This window comes from Corynebacterium sp. ES2715-CONJ3 (assembly GCF_024814365.1).
In the GTDB taxonomy this organism is placed as follows: Bacteria; Actinomycetota; Actinomycetes; order Mycobacteriales; family Mycobacteriaceae; genus Corynebacterium.
In genome coordinates, this window is the sequence record NZ_JANUXS010000003.1 from 270873 (window position 1) to 287295 (window position 16423).

16 protein-coding genes are annotated in these 16423 nt (G+C 53.1%); 13 read left to right on the top strand and 3 right to left on the bottom strand.

Annotated features, from left to right (window positions below; genetic code table 11):
• Positions 1-61: 61 nt before the first annotated feature.
• From atpA to NXT00_RS05310, 7 genes are all read left to right on the top strand, one after another.
• The gene (gene atpA, locus NXT00_RS05280) at positions 62-1690 is read left to right on the top strand and encodes a F0F1 ATP synthase subunit alpha (protein WP_259077987.1); all 1629 of its coding nucleotides are present in this window, start codon (positions 62-64) and stop codon (positions 1688-1690) included.
• 57 nt (positions 1691-1747) lie between these two features.
• The gene (locus tag NXT00_RS05285; protein WP_259158342.1) at positions 1748-2725 is read left to right on the top strand and encodes a F0F1 ATP synthase subunit gamma; all 978 of its coding nucleotides are present in this window, start codon (positions 1748-1750) and stop codon (positions 2723-2725) included.
• Between the two features lie 3 nt (positions 2726-2728).
• Entirely contained in the window at positions 2729-4174 is a 1446-nt protein-coding gene (atpD, locus tag NXT00_RS05290) for a F0F1 ATP synthase subunit beta (protein ID WP_259077983.1), read from the top strand.
• Positions 4175-4188: 14 nt separating this feature from the next.
• Positions 4189-4560, top strand: coding sequence for a F0F1 ATP synthase subunit epsilon (locus NXT00_RS05295; RefSeq protein WP_259077982.1), 372 nt, complete (start codon positions 4189-4191; stop codon positions 4558-4560).
• Between the two features lie 100 nt (positions 4561-4660).
• Positions 4661-5116, top strand: a complete 456-nt coding sequence (locus NXT00_RS05300; protein WP_259077980.1) for a DUF2550 domain-containing protein — start codon at positions 4661-4663, stop codon at positions 5114-5116.
• A 33-nt stretch (positions 5117-5149) separates the two neighbouring features.
• On the top strand, positions 5150-5848 hold the full coding sequence (nucS, locus tag NXT00_RS05305; protein ID WP_259158344.1) for an endonuclease NucS: 699 nt from the start codon (positions 5150-5152) through the stop codon (positions 5846-5848).
• Between the two features lie 4 nt (positions 5849-5852).
• Positions 5853-6140: a hypothetical protein gene (locus NXT00_RS05310; protein WP_259077976.1), complete on the top strand. Its 288-nt coding sequence runs from the start codon at positions 5853-5855 to the stop codon at positions 6138-6140.
• A gap of 3 nt (positions 6141-6143) precedes the next feature.
• Here NXT00_RS05310 and mce read toward each other — a convergent pair whose 3' ends face one another.
• A complete protein-coding gene (mce, locus tag NXT00_RS05315) occupies positions 6144-6590 on the bottom strand; it encodes a methylmalonyl-CoA epimerase (protein ID WP_396124731.1) in 447 nt (148 codons plus the stop codon).
• Between the two features lie 72 nt (positions 6591-6662).
• Here mce and NXT00_RS05320 point away from each other — a divergent pair, with 72 nt between their 5' ends.
• Positions 6663-6971 (top strand): MTH1187 family thiamine-binding protein, encoded by a 309-nt coding sequence (locus tag NXT00_RS05320; RefSeq protein WP_259077974.1) that lies wholly within the window; start codon positions 6663-6665, stop codon positions 6969-6971.
• Positions 6972-6983: 12 nt separating this feature from the next.
• A complete protein-coding gene (locus NXT00_RS05325; protein WP_259077972.1) occupies positions 6984-7826 on the top strand; it encodes a tetratricopeptide repeat protein in 843 nt (280 codons plus the stop codon).
• A 55-nt stretch (positions 7827-7881) separates the two neighbouring features.
• On the opposite strand, the gene glgB is transcribed toward NXT00_RS05325, so the two are convergent.
• Positions 7882-10101 (bottom strand): 1,4-alpha-glucan branching protein GlgB, encoded by a 2220-nt coding sequence (gene glgB / locus NXT00_RS05330; protein WP_259158346.1) that lies wholly within the window; start codon positions 10099-10101, stop codon positions 7882-7884.
• Between the two features lie 387 nt (positions 10102-10488).
• A complete protein-coding gene (locus NXT00_RS05335; protein WP_259077962.1) occupies positions 10489-12525 on the bottom strand; it encodes a maltotransferase domain-containing protein in 2037 nt (678 codons plus the stop codon).
• A 194-nt stretch (positions 12526-12719) separates the two neighbouring features.
• Between NXT00_RS05335 and NXT00_RS05340 the strand changes: the two genes are divergently transcribed.
• From NXT00_RS05340 to NXT00_RS05355, 4 genes are all read left to right on the top strand, one after another.
• Positions 12720-13505 carry an ABC transporter ATP-binding protein gene (locus NXT00_RS05340; protein WP_259077954.1) on the top strand — a complete coding sequence of 262 codons (786 nt, stop codon included), beginning with the start codon at positions 12720-12722 and terminating at the stop codon, positions 13503-13505.
• 12 nt (positions 13506-13517) lie between these two features.
• Complete coding sequence (locus NXT00_RS05345; RefSeq protein ID WP_259077953.1) at positions 13518-14315, top strand: NUDIX domain-containing protein; 798 nt, start codon at positions 13518-13520, stop codon at positions 14313-14315.
• Positions 14312-15490 carry a THUMP-like domain-containing protein gene (locus NXT00_RS05350; protein ID WP_259158347.1) on the top strand — a complete coding sequence of 393 codons (1179 nt, stop codon included), beginning with the start codon at positions 14312-14314 and terminating at the stop codon, positions 15488-15490. The genes NXT00_RS05345 and NXT00_RS05350 overlap by 4 nt, the downstream gene beginning before the upstream one ends.
• 134 nt (positions 15491-15624) lie before the next feature.
• Complete coding sequence (locus NXT00_RS05355; RefSeq protein WP_259077950.1) at positions 15625-16422, top strand: electron transfer flavoprotein subunit beta/FixA family protein; 798 nt, start codon at positions 15625-15627, stop codon at positions 16420-16422.
• Position 16423: the final 1 nt, after the last annotated feature.

Sequence of the window (16423 nt, forward strand, 5' to 3'; positions counted from 1 at the left end):
CACGACAGAAACGAAGAAGATTAAGAAATTGCTGGAAGAAACTACCGAGAGCAGGAAAAACATGGCGGAGCTGACGATCTCCTCCGATGAGATCCGTAGCGCGATTGCGAACTACACCTCGAGCTACTCCGCGGAGGCCTCCCGCGAGGAGGTCGGAGTGGTTATTTCCACTGCTGATGGCATTGCCCAGGTGTCTGGACTCCCATCAGTAATGGCTAACGAGCTCATCGAATTCCCAGGCGGCGTTATAGGCGTCGCGCAGAACCTCGATACCGACCGCATCGGTGTTGTGATCTTGGGTAATTATGAGACATTAAAAGAAGGCGACGAAGTTAAGCGCACCGGTGAGGTGCTGTCGATTCCCGTGGGCGATAATTTTCGCGGGCGCGTCATCAACCCCCTTGGTCAACCCATCGATGGCTTGGGGGCTATCGAGGCTGAAGAGGATCGCGTCCTAGAACTACAAGCCCCCTCAGTCCTTGAGCGTCAGCCCGTGGGAGAGCCCATGCAGACGGGTATTAAAGCTATTGACGCTATGACTCCCATCGGTCGCGGTCAGCGCCAGCTGATTATTGGCGACCGCAAGACCGGCAAGACAGCCGTGTGTGTCGATACGATTTTGAATCAAAAGGCGAACTGGGAATCGGGCGATAAATCCAAGCAGGTGCGCTGCATCTACGTGGCTATCGGCCAAAAAGGCTCGACTGTGGCTGCTCTGCGCAAAACCTTAGAGGAACACGGCGCTCTGGAGTACACCACCATTGTGGCTGCTCCAGCATCCGATTCCGCTGGCTTTAAGTGGTTGGCTCCTTTCGCAGGAGCGGCCCTCGGACAGCACTGGATGTACCAGGGCTACCATGTCCTGGTGGTCTACGATGATTTGACCAAGCAGGCAGAGGCTTATCGTGCGATCTCGTTGTTGCTGCGTCGTCCTCCAGGACGTGAGGCCTACCCCGGTGACGTCTTCTACCTGCACTCCCGACTACTCGAGCGCGCCGCGAAACTGTCCGATGAGCTAGGCGCTGGCTCGATGACCGCTCTACCGATCATCGAGACCAAGGCAAACGATGTTTCCGCCTTCATTCCTACCAACGTGATCTCGATCACCGATGGTCAGGTCTTCCTCGAGTCAGATCTCTTCAACCAGGGTGTTCGCCCCGCAATCAACGTCGGTGTTTCAGTGTCCCGTGTCGGTGGTGCCGCACAGACGAAGGGGATGAAGAAGGTTTCTGGTTCTCTACGTCTCGATCTTGCCGCTTACCGAGATCTCGAGGCCTTCGCCACTTTCGCCTCCGACCTTGATCCAGCATCCAGAGCGCAGCTCGATCGTGGTTCACGCCTGGTTGAACTGCTCAAGCAACCCGAGAATTCACCACAACCAGTAGAAGATCAGATCGTATCCATCTGGCTGGCTAGCGAGGGGCATTTTGACAACGTACCCGTCGAAGATATTCGTCGCTTCGAACGTGAGTTGCTAGATTACCTACATGCTTCGCACCGCGCGATCTTCGACCAGATTGCTGGGGGTGCGGCTTTATCTGAAAGTAGCCAGGAGACCTTGGTCGAGCAGACCGAGAACTTCAAACGCAGCTTCCAGACCACCGATGGAACTCCTGTGATCAACGAAGTAGAGCCTGAGGCTCTGCCTGCTGATCAGGTGAAGAAGCATCAGCTGAAGGTTAAGAAATAAGAGCAATGACTCTTACGAGCATGACAAACATCAAGGAAAAGAAGGGAGGCGCTGTATATGGCAAGTCTTCGCGAATTGCGTAGCCGAATCCGTTCGGTTAACTCAACGAAGAAAATCACGAAGGCCCAAGAGCTGATCGCTACTTCGCGCATCACGAGAGCTCAGGCCCGCGTGGAAGCATCACAGCCATACGCCACCGAAATCCAAAATGTGATTGGTCGTCTGGCCTCAGCAAGTTCCCTCGATCACCCAATGCTGAGACTTCGAGATAATGCCCGACGGGCCGCCATTCTCGTGGTGACCTCAGATCGTGGAATGGCTGGAGGCTATAACTACAACGTCTTCAAGAAGACAGCGGAATTGGAAAAGCTGCTGACCGCCGAGGGCTACGAAGTTGTGCGGTATATTTGTGGCAACAAGGGTGTGGGCTACTACAACTTCCGTGGCGGCGATTATGCTGGCGCGTGGGCGGGGTTCTCCCAAGATCCGACCTGGGTAGATACGCACGACTTGCGTCGCCACTTAATCGATGGTTTCCTCGCTGGCTCCGACGGTCTTGCTAAATATCGTCCGGGCATCAACGGGGAAGAAGGCCAGGCAGTACCAGGGTTTGATTCTGTGCACGTTGTCTACACCGAGTTTGAGTCCATGTTGACCCAAACGGCGACCGCACACCAGCTGCTTCCTATAGAGCCGGTTGTAGAGACGACTGAGATTAAAAAAGGCGAAGACTTCCTCGATACCTCAGGCGAGCCAGAACCAGATTATTATTTTGAACCTGACGTGGAAACACTCATGGAGGCTCTGCTTCCTAAGTTCATCTCTCGAAGCCTTTTCGCTATGTTGCTGGAGGCCTCGGCAGCAGAATCAGCTTCGCGTCGTAACGCGATGAAATCTGCCACGGACAACGCCAACGAGTTGGTCAAAGACCTCTCGCGGGTGGCTAACCAAGCTCGTCAGGCGCAGATTACCCAGGAAATCACAGAGATTGTCGGTGGCGCAGGCGCGCTCGCCGAAAGCGGAGAAAGTGACTAGATTATGACCACAGCTCTCACAGAGCAACAAACCCAGGCCGCGGCTACCGCGGGCCGCGTAGTGCGCGTTATTGGGCCGGTCGTCGACGTGGAATTTCCGCGCGGCGAGCTCCCGGCACTCTTTAACGCGCTGACTGTCGATATCGACCTCGAGGCAGTTGCAAAGACCATCACGCTCGAGGTGGCCCAACACCTGGGCGACAATATCGTGCGAACCGTTTCCATGGCGCCTACTGACGGCCTCGTGCGAGGCGCTACCGTGACCGATAGCGGTAAGCCCATTAGCGTGCCCGTCGGCGACATCGTCAAGGGCCACGTCTTTAATGCCCTCGGCGACTGCCTTGATGAGCCAGGTCTTGGCCGCGACGGTGAGCAATGGGGCATCCACCGCGATCCGCCACCCTTCGACCAGCTCGAGGGTAAGACTGAAATCCTGGAGACGGGCATTAAAGTCATCGACCTACTCACCCCTTATGTAAAGGGCGGTAAAATTGGCCTCTTTGGTGGTGCTGGCGTGGGTAAGACCGTTCTCATTCAGGAGATGATCACGCGTATCGCCCGCGAATTCTCCGGTACCTCGGTATTCGCTGGTGTTGGTGAGCGTACCCGCGAAGGAACCGACCTCTTCTTGGAGATGGAAGAAATGGGCGTGCTTCCAGATACAGCGCTGGTTTTCGGCCAGATGGATGAGCCCCCTGGAGTGCGTATGCGCGTCGCTTTGTCGGGCCTCACCATGGCGGAGTATTTCCGTGACGTCCAGCACCAGGACGTGCTGCTGTTCATCGATAATATCTTCCGCTTTACCCAAGCAGGTTCCGAGGTTTCCACGCTGCTCGGTCGTATGCCTTCGGCTGTGGGTTACCAGCCCACCTTGGCTGACGAAATGGGTGTGCTGCAGGAGCGAATTACTTCCACTAAAGGTCGTTCGATTACCTCCTTGCAGGCCGTCTACGTGCCAGCCGACGACTACACCGACCCTGCACCGGCGACAACCTTCGCCCACTTGGATGCCACCACCGAACTTGACCGTGCTATTGCATCAAAGGGTATCTACCCTGCAGTGAACCCGCTGTCTTCGACTTCCCGTATCCTGGAGCCGGGCATCGTGGGTGAGCGCCACTATACCGTTGCCCAGCGTGTGATCAATATTTTGCAGAAGAACAAAGAGCTCCAAGATATTATCGCTATTCTCGGTATGGATGAGCTGTCAGAAGAAGATAAAATCACGGTGGCTCGTGCCCGCCGTATCGAGCGATTCTTAGGGCAGAACTTCTTTGTTGCCGAGAAATTCACTGGTATTCCTGGCTCCTATGTGCCATTAGAGGAAACCATTGATGCATTCGAGCGCATCTGCGACGGCGAGTTCGATCATTATCCCGAGCAAGCTTTCAACGGCTTGGGCGGTTTGGAAGATGTAGAAAACGCCTACAAAAAGTTGTCTGAGAAATAGGAAGAGGCACGCACATGGCTGATATCACCGTGGAACTCGTTTCTCCCGAGCGTATGCTGTGGAGTGGCACCGCGACGATTGTTACCGCGCAGACCACCGAAGGTGAGATTGGCGTGCTCGCTGGGCACGAACCTATGCTGGGACAGCTCGTGGACAATGGTGTTGTAACCATCAGCCCAACTGATGGGGAAAAGCGCTACGCCGCTGTGCAAGGTGGCTTCTTATCCGTCTCAAAGGAGAAGGTCACGATCCTAGCGGAGTATGCCGTTTGGGCTTCGGAGATTAATTCCTCCGACTCTACGCAACGTCTGCAAGATCCCGATAAGGTAGCCAAACTTCGCGCTCAGGCTGAATTAAAGGCACTCAAACGTAGCGGTCGCTCGTAGAGCAGCCGTGTATATGGTGAGATCCCCGAGATAAGTTTTTTCTCCGGGGATCTCACCGTATTATTATTCTCATAAACGCTGGATATAAAAGGGGAGAATCATGGTATCTGGGTTGCTCTGGTTGTTATCGGCAATACTGCTCACGACCGCACTCCTTGCCGCGTGGCGATTCTTTAGGTATCGACCACAGGGCTCAGCCATGGCAATACGGACGATGCCTACCTCTGGAATCCATGGGTGGCGCTTTGGTAGCGCCCATTATTCTTATCAAACTTTAAAATTCTATAAACTACGCTCGATCCGCCCTGGTGAGGATCTTAATTTCAACCGGTCTTCCATCGAATTATTAGGTCAACGTGATACCAGCTCTGCTGAACGAACCTTCTTCGGTGATGGAGAACCGGTTTTTATTTTCTCTCACGGGGACACCACCTACGAGGCGCATGCTACCAGCCTCGTTCGCTTGGCATTCACGGCTTGGATCGAGTCTGCCCCAGATATCCGTACCGATCGCATGTCGGTGCAGGAATTAAGGCACCAGAGCAATTCTGATTAATGAAGCCAGTGATCGTGAGCTAGGCTAGAATTTATGCGTCTCGTTATAGCACGGTGTTCAGTTAATTATGTGGGCCGCCTCGAAGCCCATCTGCCCATGGCCGATCGTCTCTTGCTTTTGAAAGCTGATGGATCCGTCTCCGTTCACGCTGATGACCGTGCGTACAAACCTCTAAATTGGATGACGCCCCCATTGACGGTGACCGAGACCGAAGATCCCAAGGATTTTCCCGAGGGCGCCAGCGATCTAGTTAGCTACTGGATAGTGGAGAATAAAAAGGGTGAACAACTGCGCATCAGTATCGAAGCTATCCATTCAGATATCTCCTACGAGCTGGGTGTCGATCCCGGTCTAGTCAAAGACGGAGTGGAAGCTCACCTCCAGGAGCTACTAGCCGATAATATTGAGGTGATGGGGGAGGGTTATAGCCTTATTCGGCGTGAGTATATGACACCTATTGGCCCTGTAGACATCCTATGCCGCGATGACCAGGGAAATACCATAGCCGTAGAGATTAAGCGCCGTGGCGGAATTGATGGGGTCGAACAACTGTGCCGCTATGTGGAACTACTGAACCGAGATCCACTCTTGGCACCTGTCCGGGGAGTATTTGCTGCTCAAAGTATTAAACCACAAGCTCGCACGCTTGCTGAGGATCGCGGTCTTTCCTGCCTTGTACTTGACTATAACGAATTACGGGGAAGTGAAAGCAGCGAGTTGAGGTTATTCTAGGTCGATGGGACGAAAAAATAGACGAGCTAATATCAGCTCGTCACATCAGCTTCCCAGTCATGGGGCCGCGTTTTTTGGAACTCGTGAGGTTGTCGGACCTCGGTGGGCCCAGGGAGAGATATTTCTCATGCGACTCATGGGTAGCAGCACTGCCAAAAAGTACTATATTTGCCCTGGCTGCAATCAGAATATCCCCCCGGGTATTACCCACGTAGTGGCTTGGCCCAAAGACTATGGCGGACGAGCGGAAGATCGCCGTCATTGGCATCGGGCCTGCTGGGAAAGGCGATAGAATTTAGTGCTGTGGCTGGGTGAGTTCGAGAAGTACTCCGCCAGCATCCTTCGGGTGCACAAAGTTGATTCGGGCTCCGCCGGTACCAGTCTTTGGCTCGGGATAGAGGAGGCGGACGCCCTGCTCCTTCAGGTGAGCACTGAGGGCGTCAATATCACTGGTGCGAAGGCACATCTGCTGCAGGCCAGGGCCCTTCTTAGAGATGAACTTTGCAATTGTTGATTCTTCGTTGAGTGGCGCCAGAAGCTGGATCATACCGTCGGTTTTACCCAGATTCTTAGGGCCGACCATGGCCTCGGTGACGCCCTGTTCTTCGTTAACTTCCTGGTGGTGGTTAACCCAGCCGAAAGCAGAGGCGTAGAACTTCAGAGCTTCGTCAAGATCTGGAACAGCAATACCTACGTGATCTAGGCAGATCACGAGATTTTCGGGAATATTCAATGTCGTCATAGTTATCGATATTACCCCCTTATCTCTGGGAAAACATGCTGTGTGAAATAGATCAAGCGCTAGAATGGTCGTATGATAATTGCTTTTTCCGTTGCCCCCACAGAGGTTCCGAATCCCACCGCAGAAATGAGCGAGGCGGTAGCCGCCGCAGTAAAAATAGTTCGCGAATCCGGATTGCCTCACGAAACAAATGCCATGTTTACGTTGATCGAAGGCGAGTGGGATGAGGTGATGGATGTGGTCAAGCGCGCGACTGATGCGGTCTTGGAGGTGTCACCTAGGGTAGGTTTGGTCATCAAGGCAGATATCCGCCCTGGATATACCAACCAATTGCGTGCCAAAGTTGAATCAGTTGAGCGCCATCTTGCCAACTCCCAGTAGAAAGAACTTTTTATGACCAACTTTTCTGGTGCTGTAGATCTAGCAGCCATTTCCAAACCTGCCGTCGCTGGTGTACCCACCTTTGTGGATCTCACAATGGACAATATTCAGCATGAGTTAGTGGAACGCTCGGCGCAGGTACCCGTAATTGTCATTGTGGGAACCCCTCGGAGCCCAGAATCGGAGCAACTCAAAAGCGATTTTAAACAGTTAGTGACCGCTAACCCCGGTAAATATGTGGTCGCCTATGTAGACGCGGACGCCAGTCCTGATATTGCGCGCATGTTTGGTATTCAGGGCTTACCCACCGTTGTTGCTTTTGCCTCCGGTCAACCACTGGCCAATTTTGAAGGCGGGCAGCCACGTGAAGCTTTAACACAATGGCTCAAGGCGATTCTGGAGGCTGTTGGAGACCAGTTGCCGGGGTTAGAGAACGAAGAGCCCGATGGCGATCCTCGGTTTGAGCCGGCTACTGCCGCCTTAAACGACGGAGATTATGATGCCGCTATTGCAGTTTACGAGTCAATTCTTGCCTCAGAGCCTAAGAACCAAGAGGCGTTGCGAGCTCGCGACAGCGCTCACGTGCTCAAAAGGTTAAATGAGGCCTCAAAATCAGACAACGATCCAATTACCTGGGCACAGCAGAATCCCAAAGATATCGACGCTCAGTTCGCTGCAGCTGACGCATATATTGCGGCTGGGGCACCGGAGCAAGCCTTCGATACGCTCATCGGAGTGTTGAAAATAGATACGCCGAAGGTACGCGATCGACTCCTTGAGCTATTTTCTCTTTTCGATGTCTCCGATGCGCGTGTTATCGCAGCACGTCGCGCGATGGCTTCAGCTCTCTTTTAATTAGACTCAAAAGAAAAGCCCACCGAAGTGGGCTTTTCTCTATTTATGTCGCAATTTATGGGCGCCTATTACCAGTCCATTGATAGAACTGAGCGCTCATTGCTGGAATGGCGATGGTCAGGGAGTGTTCATAACCATCCCACGCGGTATCCCACGCTTCGACATCGGTCTCCACATAGTTATCGCCGCCCTGGTAAACACCAGCATCAGTATTAAGAATACAATGCCAGTTTCCTGATGCAGGAACACCAAATTTATAACTAGTCTGAGGGGAGCCGCCGAGGTTGAAGACACAAAGGATTTTCTCTCCGTCTCGACCGTGACGCACAAACGCGAGGATATTATTGCTTGCGTCATCGGACTTGGTCCACGAGAAGCCGTCGGGAGTATTGTCTAGGCTGTACAGGGCGGGGGAGCTCTCATAGATACCGTTGAGATCACGCACTAAATTCTGCAGAGCGTCGTGATATTCGCCCTCCCAGCCAGACATATTGTCCCAGTCTAGGGAACGAGCCTCGGACCACTCCATGATTTGACCGAACTCTTGACCTTGGAAGAGTAATTTCTTGCCGGGGTGAGCGTACATATAGGCGTAGAGAGTCCTAAGACCAGCTGCCTTCTGCCAAGCGTTCCCAGGCATCTTAGTCCACAGTGAACCCTTCCCGTGAACCACTTCATCATGGCTGAAGGGGAGGCAGAAATTTTCAGAGAAGGCGTAGACGAGAGAGAAGGTGATCTCGTTGTGATGCCATGATCGGTGGATAGGATCGAGCTTGAAGTACTCCAAGCTGTCGTTCATCCAGCCCATATTCCATTTCAAATCGAAGCCGAGACCGTTAAATTCGGTGGGGGAGGTCACCCCGGGCCATGAGGTAGATTCCTCAGCAATGGTGAGCGCACCGGGGAAGGTTTTGTGAACGGTAGCATTCATCTCTTGGAGGAATTGCACTGCTTCTAAGTTTTCCCGACCGCCGTAGATATTGGGCAGCCATTCGCCCTCTTTGCGCGAGTAATCGAGATAGAGCATGGAAGCCACGGCGTCAACGCGCAAACCATCGATATGGAATTGGTCAATCCAATAAAGGGCATTTGCTACCAAGAAGTTACGGACCTCGTTGCGGCCAAAGTCGAAGACATAGGTACCCCAGTCCATCTGTTCGCCACGGCGCCAATCGGGATGCTCGTAGAGAGCCTGGCCGTCGAAGCGGCCGAGGGCGAAATCATCCTTAGGAAAGTGTGCAGGAACCCAGTCCATGATCACACCAATGCCCTCCGCGTGGAAAGCGTCGACTAGTTCTCGGAACTCATCGGGACTACCCCAGCGGGCAGTTGGGGCGTAGTAGCCGGACACTTGGTAACCCCAGGAACCGCCAAAGGGATGCTCGGCTACGGGCATGAATTCGACGTGCGTATAGCCCATATCTTTCACGTAGGCGACGAGTTCAGTCTTGAGCTCGTGATACCCCAGGCCCATGCGCCACGAACCTAGGTGCACCTCGTAAACACTCATTGGCTTATTGAGATGGTCAGCGTGCTCGCGGTTGCGTAGCCACGACGCATCTTTCCACTTATAGTTATTCGCCACCACAATGGAGCCGGTGCGTGGTGGCTCCTCAGCTGCGCGCGCCATGGGGTCGGCTTTGTCGAGGCGCCAACCTTGCTGGGTATGGATAGCGAATTTGTAGACACAGCCAGCTTCCAGCCCCGGGATGAACAGTTCCCAGATTCCGGAGTCACCGAGCGAGCGCATCGGGAATTGGTTGGGATTCCACCCGCAGAAATCACCGATAACGGCCACACCCGCTGCGTGAGGAGCCCATACTGCGAAGGAGACACCTGAGACTGTGCCCATGGTGGTCTCATATTGGCGAATATGCGCACCCATCACATCCCAGAGGCGTTCGTGGCGGCCCTCCTTGATAAGATGCATGTCCAGCTCGCCCAAGGTGGGAAGGAAGTGGTAGGGATCAGCCTCGATGGTGGTCAGATCCTTATTCCAGGTGACCTTTAGGCGATAGTCTTCGAGAGTGGCACCTTTTTTTATGGTGGCGGTGTAGATGTCATCTCCGATTGCGTCGAGCTTGCGGGTTTTGCCATCAGCAGTGAGTATTTCTACCTTTTCAGCTCCCAGTTGCCTGGTACGTATGATGGCATCGCCGTTCTCAAGAGCGTGCCACCCATAGATGCCGTGTGGATCATAATGACGGCACTGCGTTAATAGTCCGCGGTCGTGGTCGTCGAGACCGGCGGGGTTATAGGTGGTGAACTCAGCCATAATTAGCTTCTTTCTTTCGCTCGTACTCCATAGGTAGCTGGGTTTTCAAAACCCACAGAGATTCCGCCCTGCACCCTCGAAGGCTATGTAACTTAGCTCATAGTTTGGATGAAGATGGAATCACAACACATAGCTTTAGTTTAGCTTCCTCCATCCTAAAGCCCTATTTCTAAGATCGGTTTTAGGGCCCAAAAAATAGGGAGATTAAACACAGTGGGATAAAACCCCCGCATAGCGCACGATAAGCCACAGTTCGCATTGAGATTGCTGCCCCAATTACCCCCGAAGGTAGGGAAGACTGCGCCCACATCTGCGGGAATCTCTCAGGAGTTTTTCCAGCAGAAAAGGAAAACCCCACCCCCTGAAATCAAGGGTGGGGGACAAGTCCTAGGGGCGATAATCCGTTATAGTGCGCTTTCTTATGCGCTCGAGGGCGTCACCAGATACCTTGGGCAAGCTCAAAATATGGGCGACGTCTTGCAAAGGCTCAAGTCGGACGTAAGTTCGATCGCTCCACGGGAAATTCTGACCTGTAATCATATCGTGCACGTTAAATTGCTCACCAGGGGCTAGGCCAATGGCCCCCATATCGAGTTCCACCATCGTTTCCTGAGCATGGAAAGAATCGAGATTGACGATAATCAAGATGGCGTCCCCAGTGACAGGATCGATCTTGGTATAGGCAATGATCTGATCATTGGCAGTGTGGTGGAAATGGATCTGACGCAGTTGTTGGAGAGCGGGGTGAGCACGCCTGATCTCATTGAGAGTCGTGATATACGGTTCGAGGGAATCACCCGATTCGACGGCAGCCTCAAAATCGCGGGGTCGCAATTGATATTTCTCGCTATCGAGATATTCTTCACTGCCCTCGTTAGCTGCTTGAGACTCATAGAGCTCATAGCCGGAATAGACACCCCATAGTGGAGAGAGAGTTGCCGCCAACGTAGCGCGGATGGCGAAGATGGCCCGCCCGCCGTACTGCAAAGAGGCGTGCAGAATATCAGGAGTGTTGACAAAGAGATTCGGGCGTGAGCAGTCGGCCATTGTAGCAATTTCGTGGGCGAAATCGATGAGCTCAGACTTAGACGTCTTCCACGTGAAGTAAGTATAGGACTGCGAGAATCCTACCTTGGCTAAACCGTAGAGTTTGGCCGGTCGCGTAAAAGCCTCAGCTAGGAAGATCACCTCAGGATTGGTGGCACGTACTTCAGTAATCAGCCATTGCCAGAAATTAGCAGGCTTAGTATGAGGGTTGTCTACTCTGAAGGTCTTAACCCCAAGACTGATCCAGTATTGCACCACACGTAGGATCTCAGCATAAATATCGCCTTGGTTATTGTCGAAATTCAGCGGATAGATATCCTGATATTTCTTTGGTGGGTTCTCCGCAAAGGCGATAGTGCCATCGGGAAGGGTCGTAAAGAAATCTGGGTGGCTGTGTGCCCACGGGTGATCCGGAGCCGCCTGCAAGGCGAGGTCCAGCGCTACTTCCAAGCCTAGTTTCTCGGCGTGGGAGATAAGTTTCTTGAAATCTTTAGCATCACCTAGTTCTGGGTGGAAGGCGTCGTGACCGCCTGCGGCGGAGCCGATGGCCCATGGGGAGCCTACATCATTAGCTTCTGCGACAAGAGAATTATTTTTCCCTTTGCGATTGATTTCGCCAATGGGATGAATGGGCGGGAAATAAACGGTATCAAAGCCCATTCGAGCTACGCGGTCGAGTGCCTGGGCCGTGGTGGCAAAGGTTCCGTGAACCGGTTTTCCATTGGAGTCGACTCCGCCGGTGGACCGTGGGAATAGTTCATACCATGAATTCACCAGAGCTTCGCGGCGTTCAACTAATACCTTGTGTAAGGGAGAGGATGTAAGAAGTTCCCGTATCGGGAATTCGTGCAGGATCTCCAGAACCTCATGAGACAGGCTGGGAGCTACGCGCACCCTCAAGGATTCGGTCTCATCACGTAGCTCTTTGGCTACTGCGAGTAACGCCATTTTGTGGCTCTTTTTGCGTACCTTTTGAGCAGCCCGCTCGAATAGAAGTGCTCCGGTTTCGAAGTCATTGCGAAGCTCTTCGGCCTTTTGTCCAGCCTCGATCTTTTTGGTAATCGCGTTGCGCCAGGTACTCATGGGATCGCTCCAGGCCTCAACTTTGAAGGACCACTGACCTGGAGTATCAGGAATGAAAAAGGCGTGGACGAGGTCAGGGTTATTCGCCTCAGGGCGCATACTAAATCGAACGCGATTCGCTGCCAGCCGGGAATCCGCGGGGCCTTGAACTACGAGAGTGCCGACGATAGCATCATGCCCTTCACGCCAGACGAGGGCACTAACTGGAACCAGCTCACCCACGACTGCTTTCGAGGGATGTTCCCGGGCGGAAAGTACGGGGCGAATATCTTCGATCGCAAGTCGTCCTGTCACGATTGTCTCCATTATGAGTAGGGTGCCAATTGGCATAGCTAAGAAAAAGGCAGCACCGCAGTGCGCTTATTATCCAATCTAGTCATGTGACGGAGATAAGGAAGAGCAATTCACTGTGACATTTATTTGATGTGTCGTTAAGAAGTTGGTGTCACTTCACTCCTGAATGGCGAAGATAAGGAAGAATAGGATATATGACTCATATCCTCGATCTGCGCGATATAAGCCTTATCAGGCAGTCCAAGCCCATTATTAAAGATCTCAGCTGGAAGGTCAGCCCTGGTCAACGATGGGTTATTCTAGGCCCGAATGGAGCCGGTAAAACTACACTGCTCCGTATCGCTGGAGCGGAGGAATTCCCTACCCGAGGGAGTGTGCGGATTCTCGACGAGCAGGTAGGTCGGACGGATATGCGTGATCTGCGCAGCATGATCGGCTTTAGTTCGCCGAGCCTTGCGACTCGTATCCCACATGATGAGAACGTAATCGATCTTGTGGTGTCCGCAGGATATGCAATCGTGGGGCGATGGCGCGAAGAATACGATGAGCATGATATTGCCCGCGCTCAAGCTCTTCTGGAACGCATGGGTGCAGGTCACCTCGCAGATCGGCGGTTTGGCTATTTAAGCGAAGGTGAACGCAAACGCGTGCTTATTGCGCGCGCGCTCATGACTGACCCAGAATTGCTCCTACTCGATGAGCCAACCGCAGGTCTAGATCTTGGCGGGCGCGAGGATCTAATGGGATACTTAGGTGCTATCGCCCGCGATGAAGATGCCCCGGTCTTGGTCATGATCACCCACCATGTGGAAGAAATTCCAGCAGGATTCAGTCACGCATTACTTCTTGACCAGGGACAGATTGTCACTCAGGGGCCGATTGCTGATGTAGTGACAAGTGAAAACCTCAGCAAGCTCTACGACCAGCCGCTGGTTGTTGACGAAATTGACGGGCGTTATTTTGCGCGTCGACAAGAATAGAGAAGGAGCGTAATGTCGCCAGCTGTTACCGGATTGGGTAATGCCCGGCTTGCCGTGACCGTCCTGATGATCCGTGACAGTGCCCGCGGCTTAGAAGTCTATATTCAAGAACGCGTATCGTCGATGCCCACTTTTCCTAATGCCACCGTATTCCCCGGTGGCGGTGTGGATGAACGCGATCTTGAGCAGCATGCCGATAGCCCATTGTGGTCTGGTCCGAGCGCACATACGTGGAGTTCCACCTTAGGAATTGAGCCGAATAAAGCCTGCGCCCTCATTATGGCTGCCGGCCGCGAGCTGTTCGAAGAAACTGGAACCCTTCTGGCATCAGATCAACAGGGGGAATTAATTGCCGATGCGCACCCGTACCATCCGCAGCGTATGGCCCTAGAATCGCATAGATTATCTTTTTCTGAGGTGCTCAAGACTCACCGACTGACACTGCGCTCGGAAGTGCTTTATCCCTATGCTAGGTGGGTGAGTCCAATCAACGCCCGTCACCGGTTCGATATGTTCTCTTTCATCGTTGCTCAACCTCGTGGCCAAGAACCTGATGGTCGTACGCGCGAAGCCGCCTCTACGGGGTGGTTTAGCCCCGAGCTGGTGCTCAGAGGTTGGCATGAGGGCCTGCTGCAATTGGTGATACCTACATGGGCTCACTTAAAATTTCTCAGCGCTTTTTCCTCTGTGGACGAAGTTCTCACCAACATTAAAGGACGCGAGATCACTCCTGTGGTGGGGGATCCATATCACGATCCGCGCTTTGAAAAATTCTACTCCCACACTCCACCCCAGAGATTTCAACTATGAGTTTCAGTGCCGACGAGGTCGATTATCTCATAGCTCAGCACGATGAGATTGCGGCGGTAGCGCCGACATTAACGTGGGATAAGAAAAATGCGCTTCGCAATGCCACAGTGATGCGCTCTCTATTTCCTGAGCATTCCCGGGCCGTGATGGAGTTGCTGTCGGCGCGCTTAGCCGCCAAAACGAAACTCCCAGAGTCGTGGCTTATGTGCACCGAATCAGCGCAGCAGGCTACTCCTGCAGAGGTTGCTTTGCAGCGTGCTCACAGATTGTCCCTCTATGGGGGAGTAGTCCATGATATAACGTGTTCAATCGGAACCGAGGGGCTAGCTGCGTCCCACTATGGATTAACATATTGCGGTTCTGATCTTGACCGAATTCGCCTCAAGATGGCGAGGCATAACCTCGGTGACCGTGCCCTCATTCACCAAGCAGATGCACTCCAACCCGCGGTTCGTCGAGGCGATATCATCATTGCGGACCCAGCGAGACGGCAAGGGGGGCGTCGACTCCTCAAGCCAGAAGATCTGCTGCCTCCACTGCCGGATCTCATCAAGTCCTATGCGGGAAGAGAGCTGGCAATTAAATGCGCTCCTGGCCTAGACTATCGATTTTGGCCAGGCTTGGTGAGCGTTAGCAGTGTTGACGGCGGGGTAAAAGAGGTGTGCCTATACAGCGAAGGCCTGAGCGGAGGATCAAAGCGCGAGGCGCTCGTTATCGTCAAAGGTAAAGTGGACCGACTCAACGACGATCTGCCACAGGACTGTCAGGTTAAAGAACCCGGACGTTTTATAATCGACCCTGACGGCGCTGTGGTGCGGGCCGGCTTAGTCCGCCACTATGCCGTCCGAGAAAAACTGTGGATGCTTGACGAGCGTATTGCTTTTCTCAGTGGCGATGCCATTCCACCAGGACATAGCGGATTTGAATTTCTGGAAGCGGTGTCGCTAAAAAAACTGCGCAAGGCAATGGATTACTACCAGGCGGGTAGTGTGGAGATTCTCATCCGCGGTGTGGAGAAAGACCCCGACCAGCTACGCCGGAGTTTGAAATTACGCGGAAAAAATCACCTAACCCTAGTACTTGCTCGAATCGGTGACGATCATATTGGTTTTATCTGCGGTCCGAGGCAATGGGGAGGAAGTCACCCGAATTACATGGCTGTTACGACAGCTTGATTAAACAGCTAGAAGTATTCGCAGTTTACCGATTCCTATTGGGGCAGTAGTGTGGGTGGGGCGTGATATTTTTCTCAAATTTGGCGCTAGCGTAGTTAGCCAACGATAGAAAACGGCAATAGAAAGGGCGATAGATGCCAGCAATCGTAGTATTGGTAAAAAACGTTCCTGATACCTGGTCGGCGAAATCTCTCAAGCAGGATTACACCCTTGATCGGGAAAGCGTTGACAATGTGCTCGATGAAGTTAATGAATATGCTGTGGAGCAGGCGCTACAGTTGCGGGATTCCTTAGACAACAGCGAGGTCGTGGCGCTTTCCGTGGCGCCAAATAACGGCCAAGAAGCTCTGCGAAAGGCCTTAGCTATGGGCGCAGATCGAGCTATTCAGGTAGCTGATGAGGCTCTCGCCGGCTCCGATATCATGGGCACCGCATGGGTAATTACAAATGCTCTCAATCTCGTTGATGATATTGCCCTCATTATCGCCGGACAAGCTTCCTCAGATGGCGCCATGGGAGCGCTGCCCGGCATACTAGCCGAATACCGCAGTTGCCCAGCGCTGACAAGTTGCACCGAAGTGAAGCTATCAGGTGCTACGGTTACTGCTACGCGCCAAACCCATTCCGGAATCTGGGAGGTCGAAGCGCAAATACCAGCGGTAATTTCGGTGACTGATCAGGCAGACAAGCCCAGGTTCCCAAATTTTAAGGGCATCATGGCCGCTAAGAAAGCAGAAATCCCCGTGTATAGCCTGGAGGATATTGGGGTGGCTGCCGAGCAGGTTGGTTTAGCCCATGCTGCTACGCGTATCACTCATGCAGTCTCACGCGGGGTGCGTGGTCGAGGAGAGACAATCTACGGCGATGCCGATACCCAAGCCGAGGCGGTAGTGGAATTCCTTGCCGCTAGGAATCTACTTACACGGAATTAAA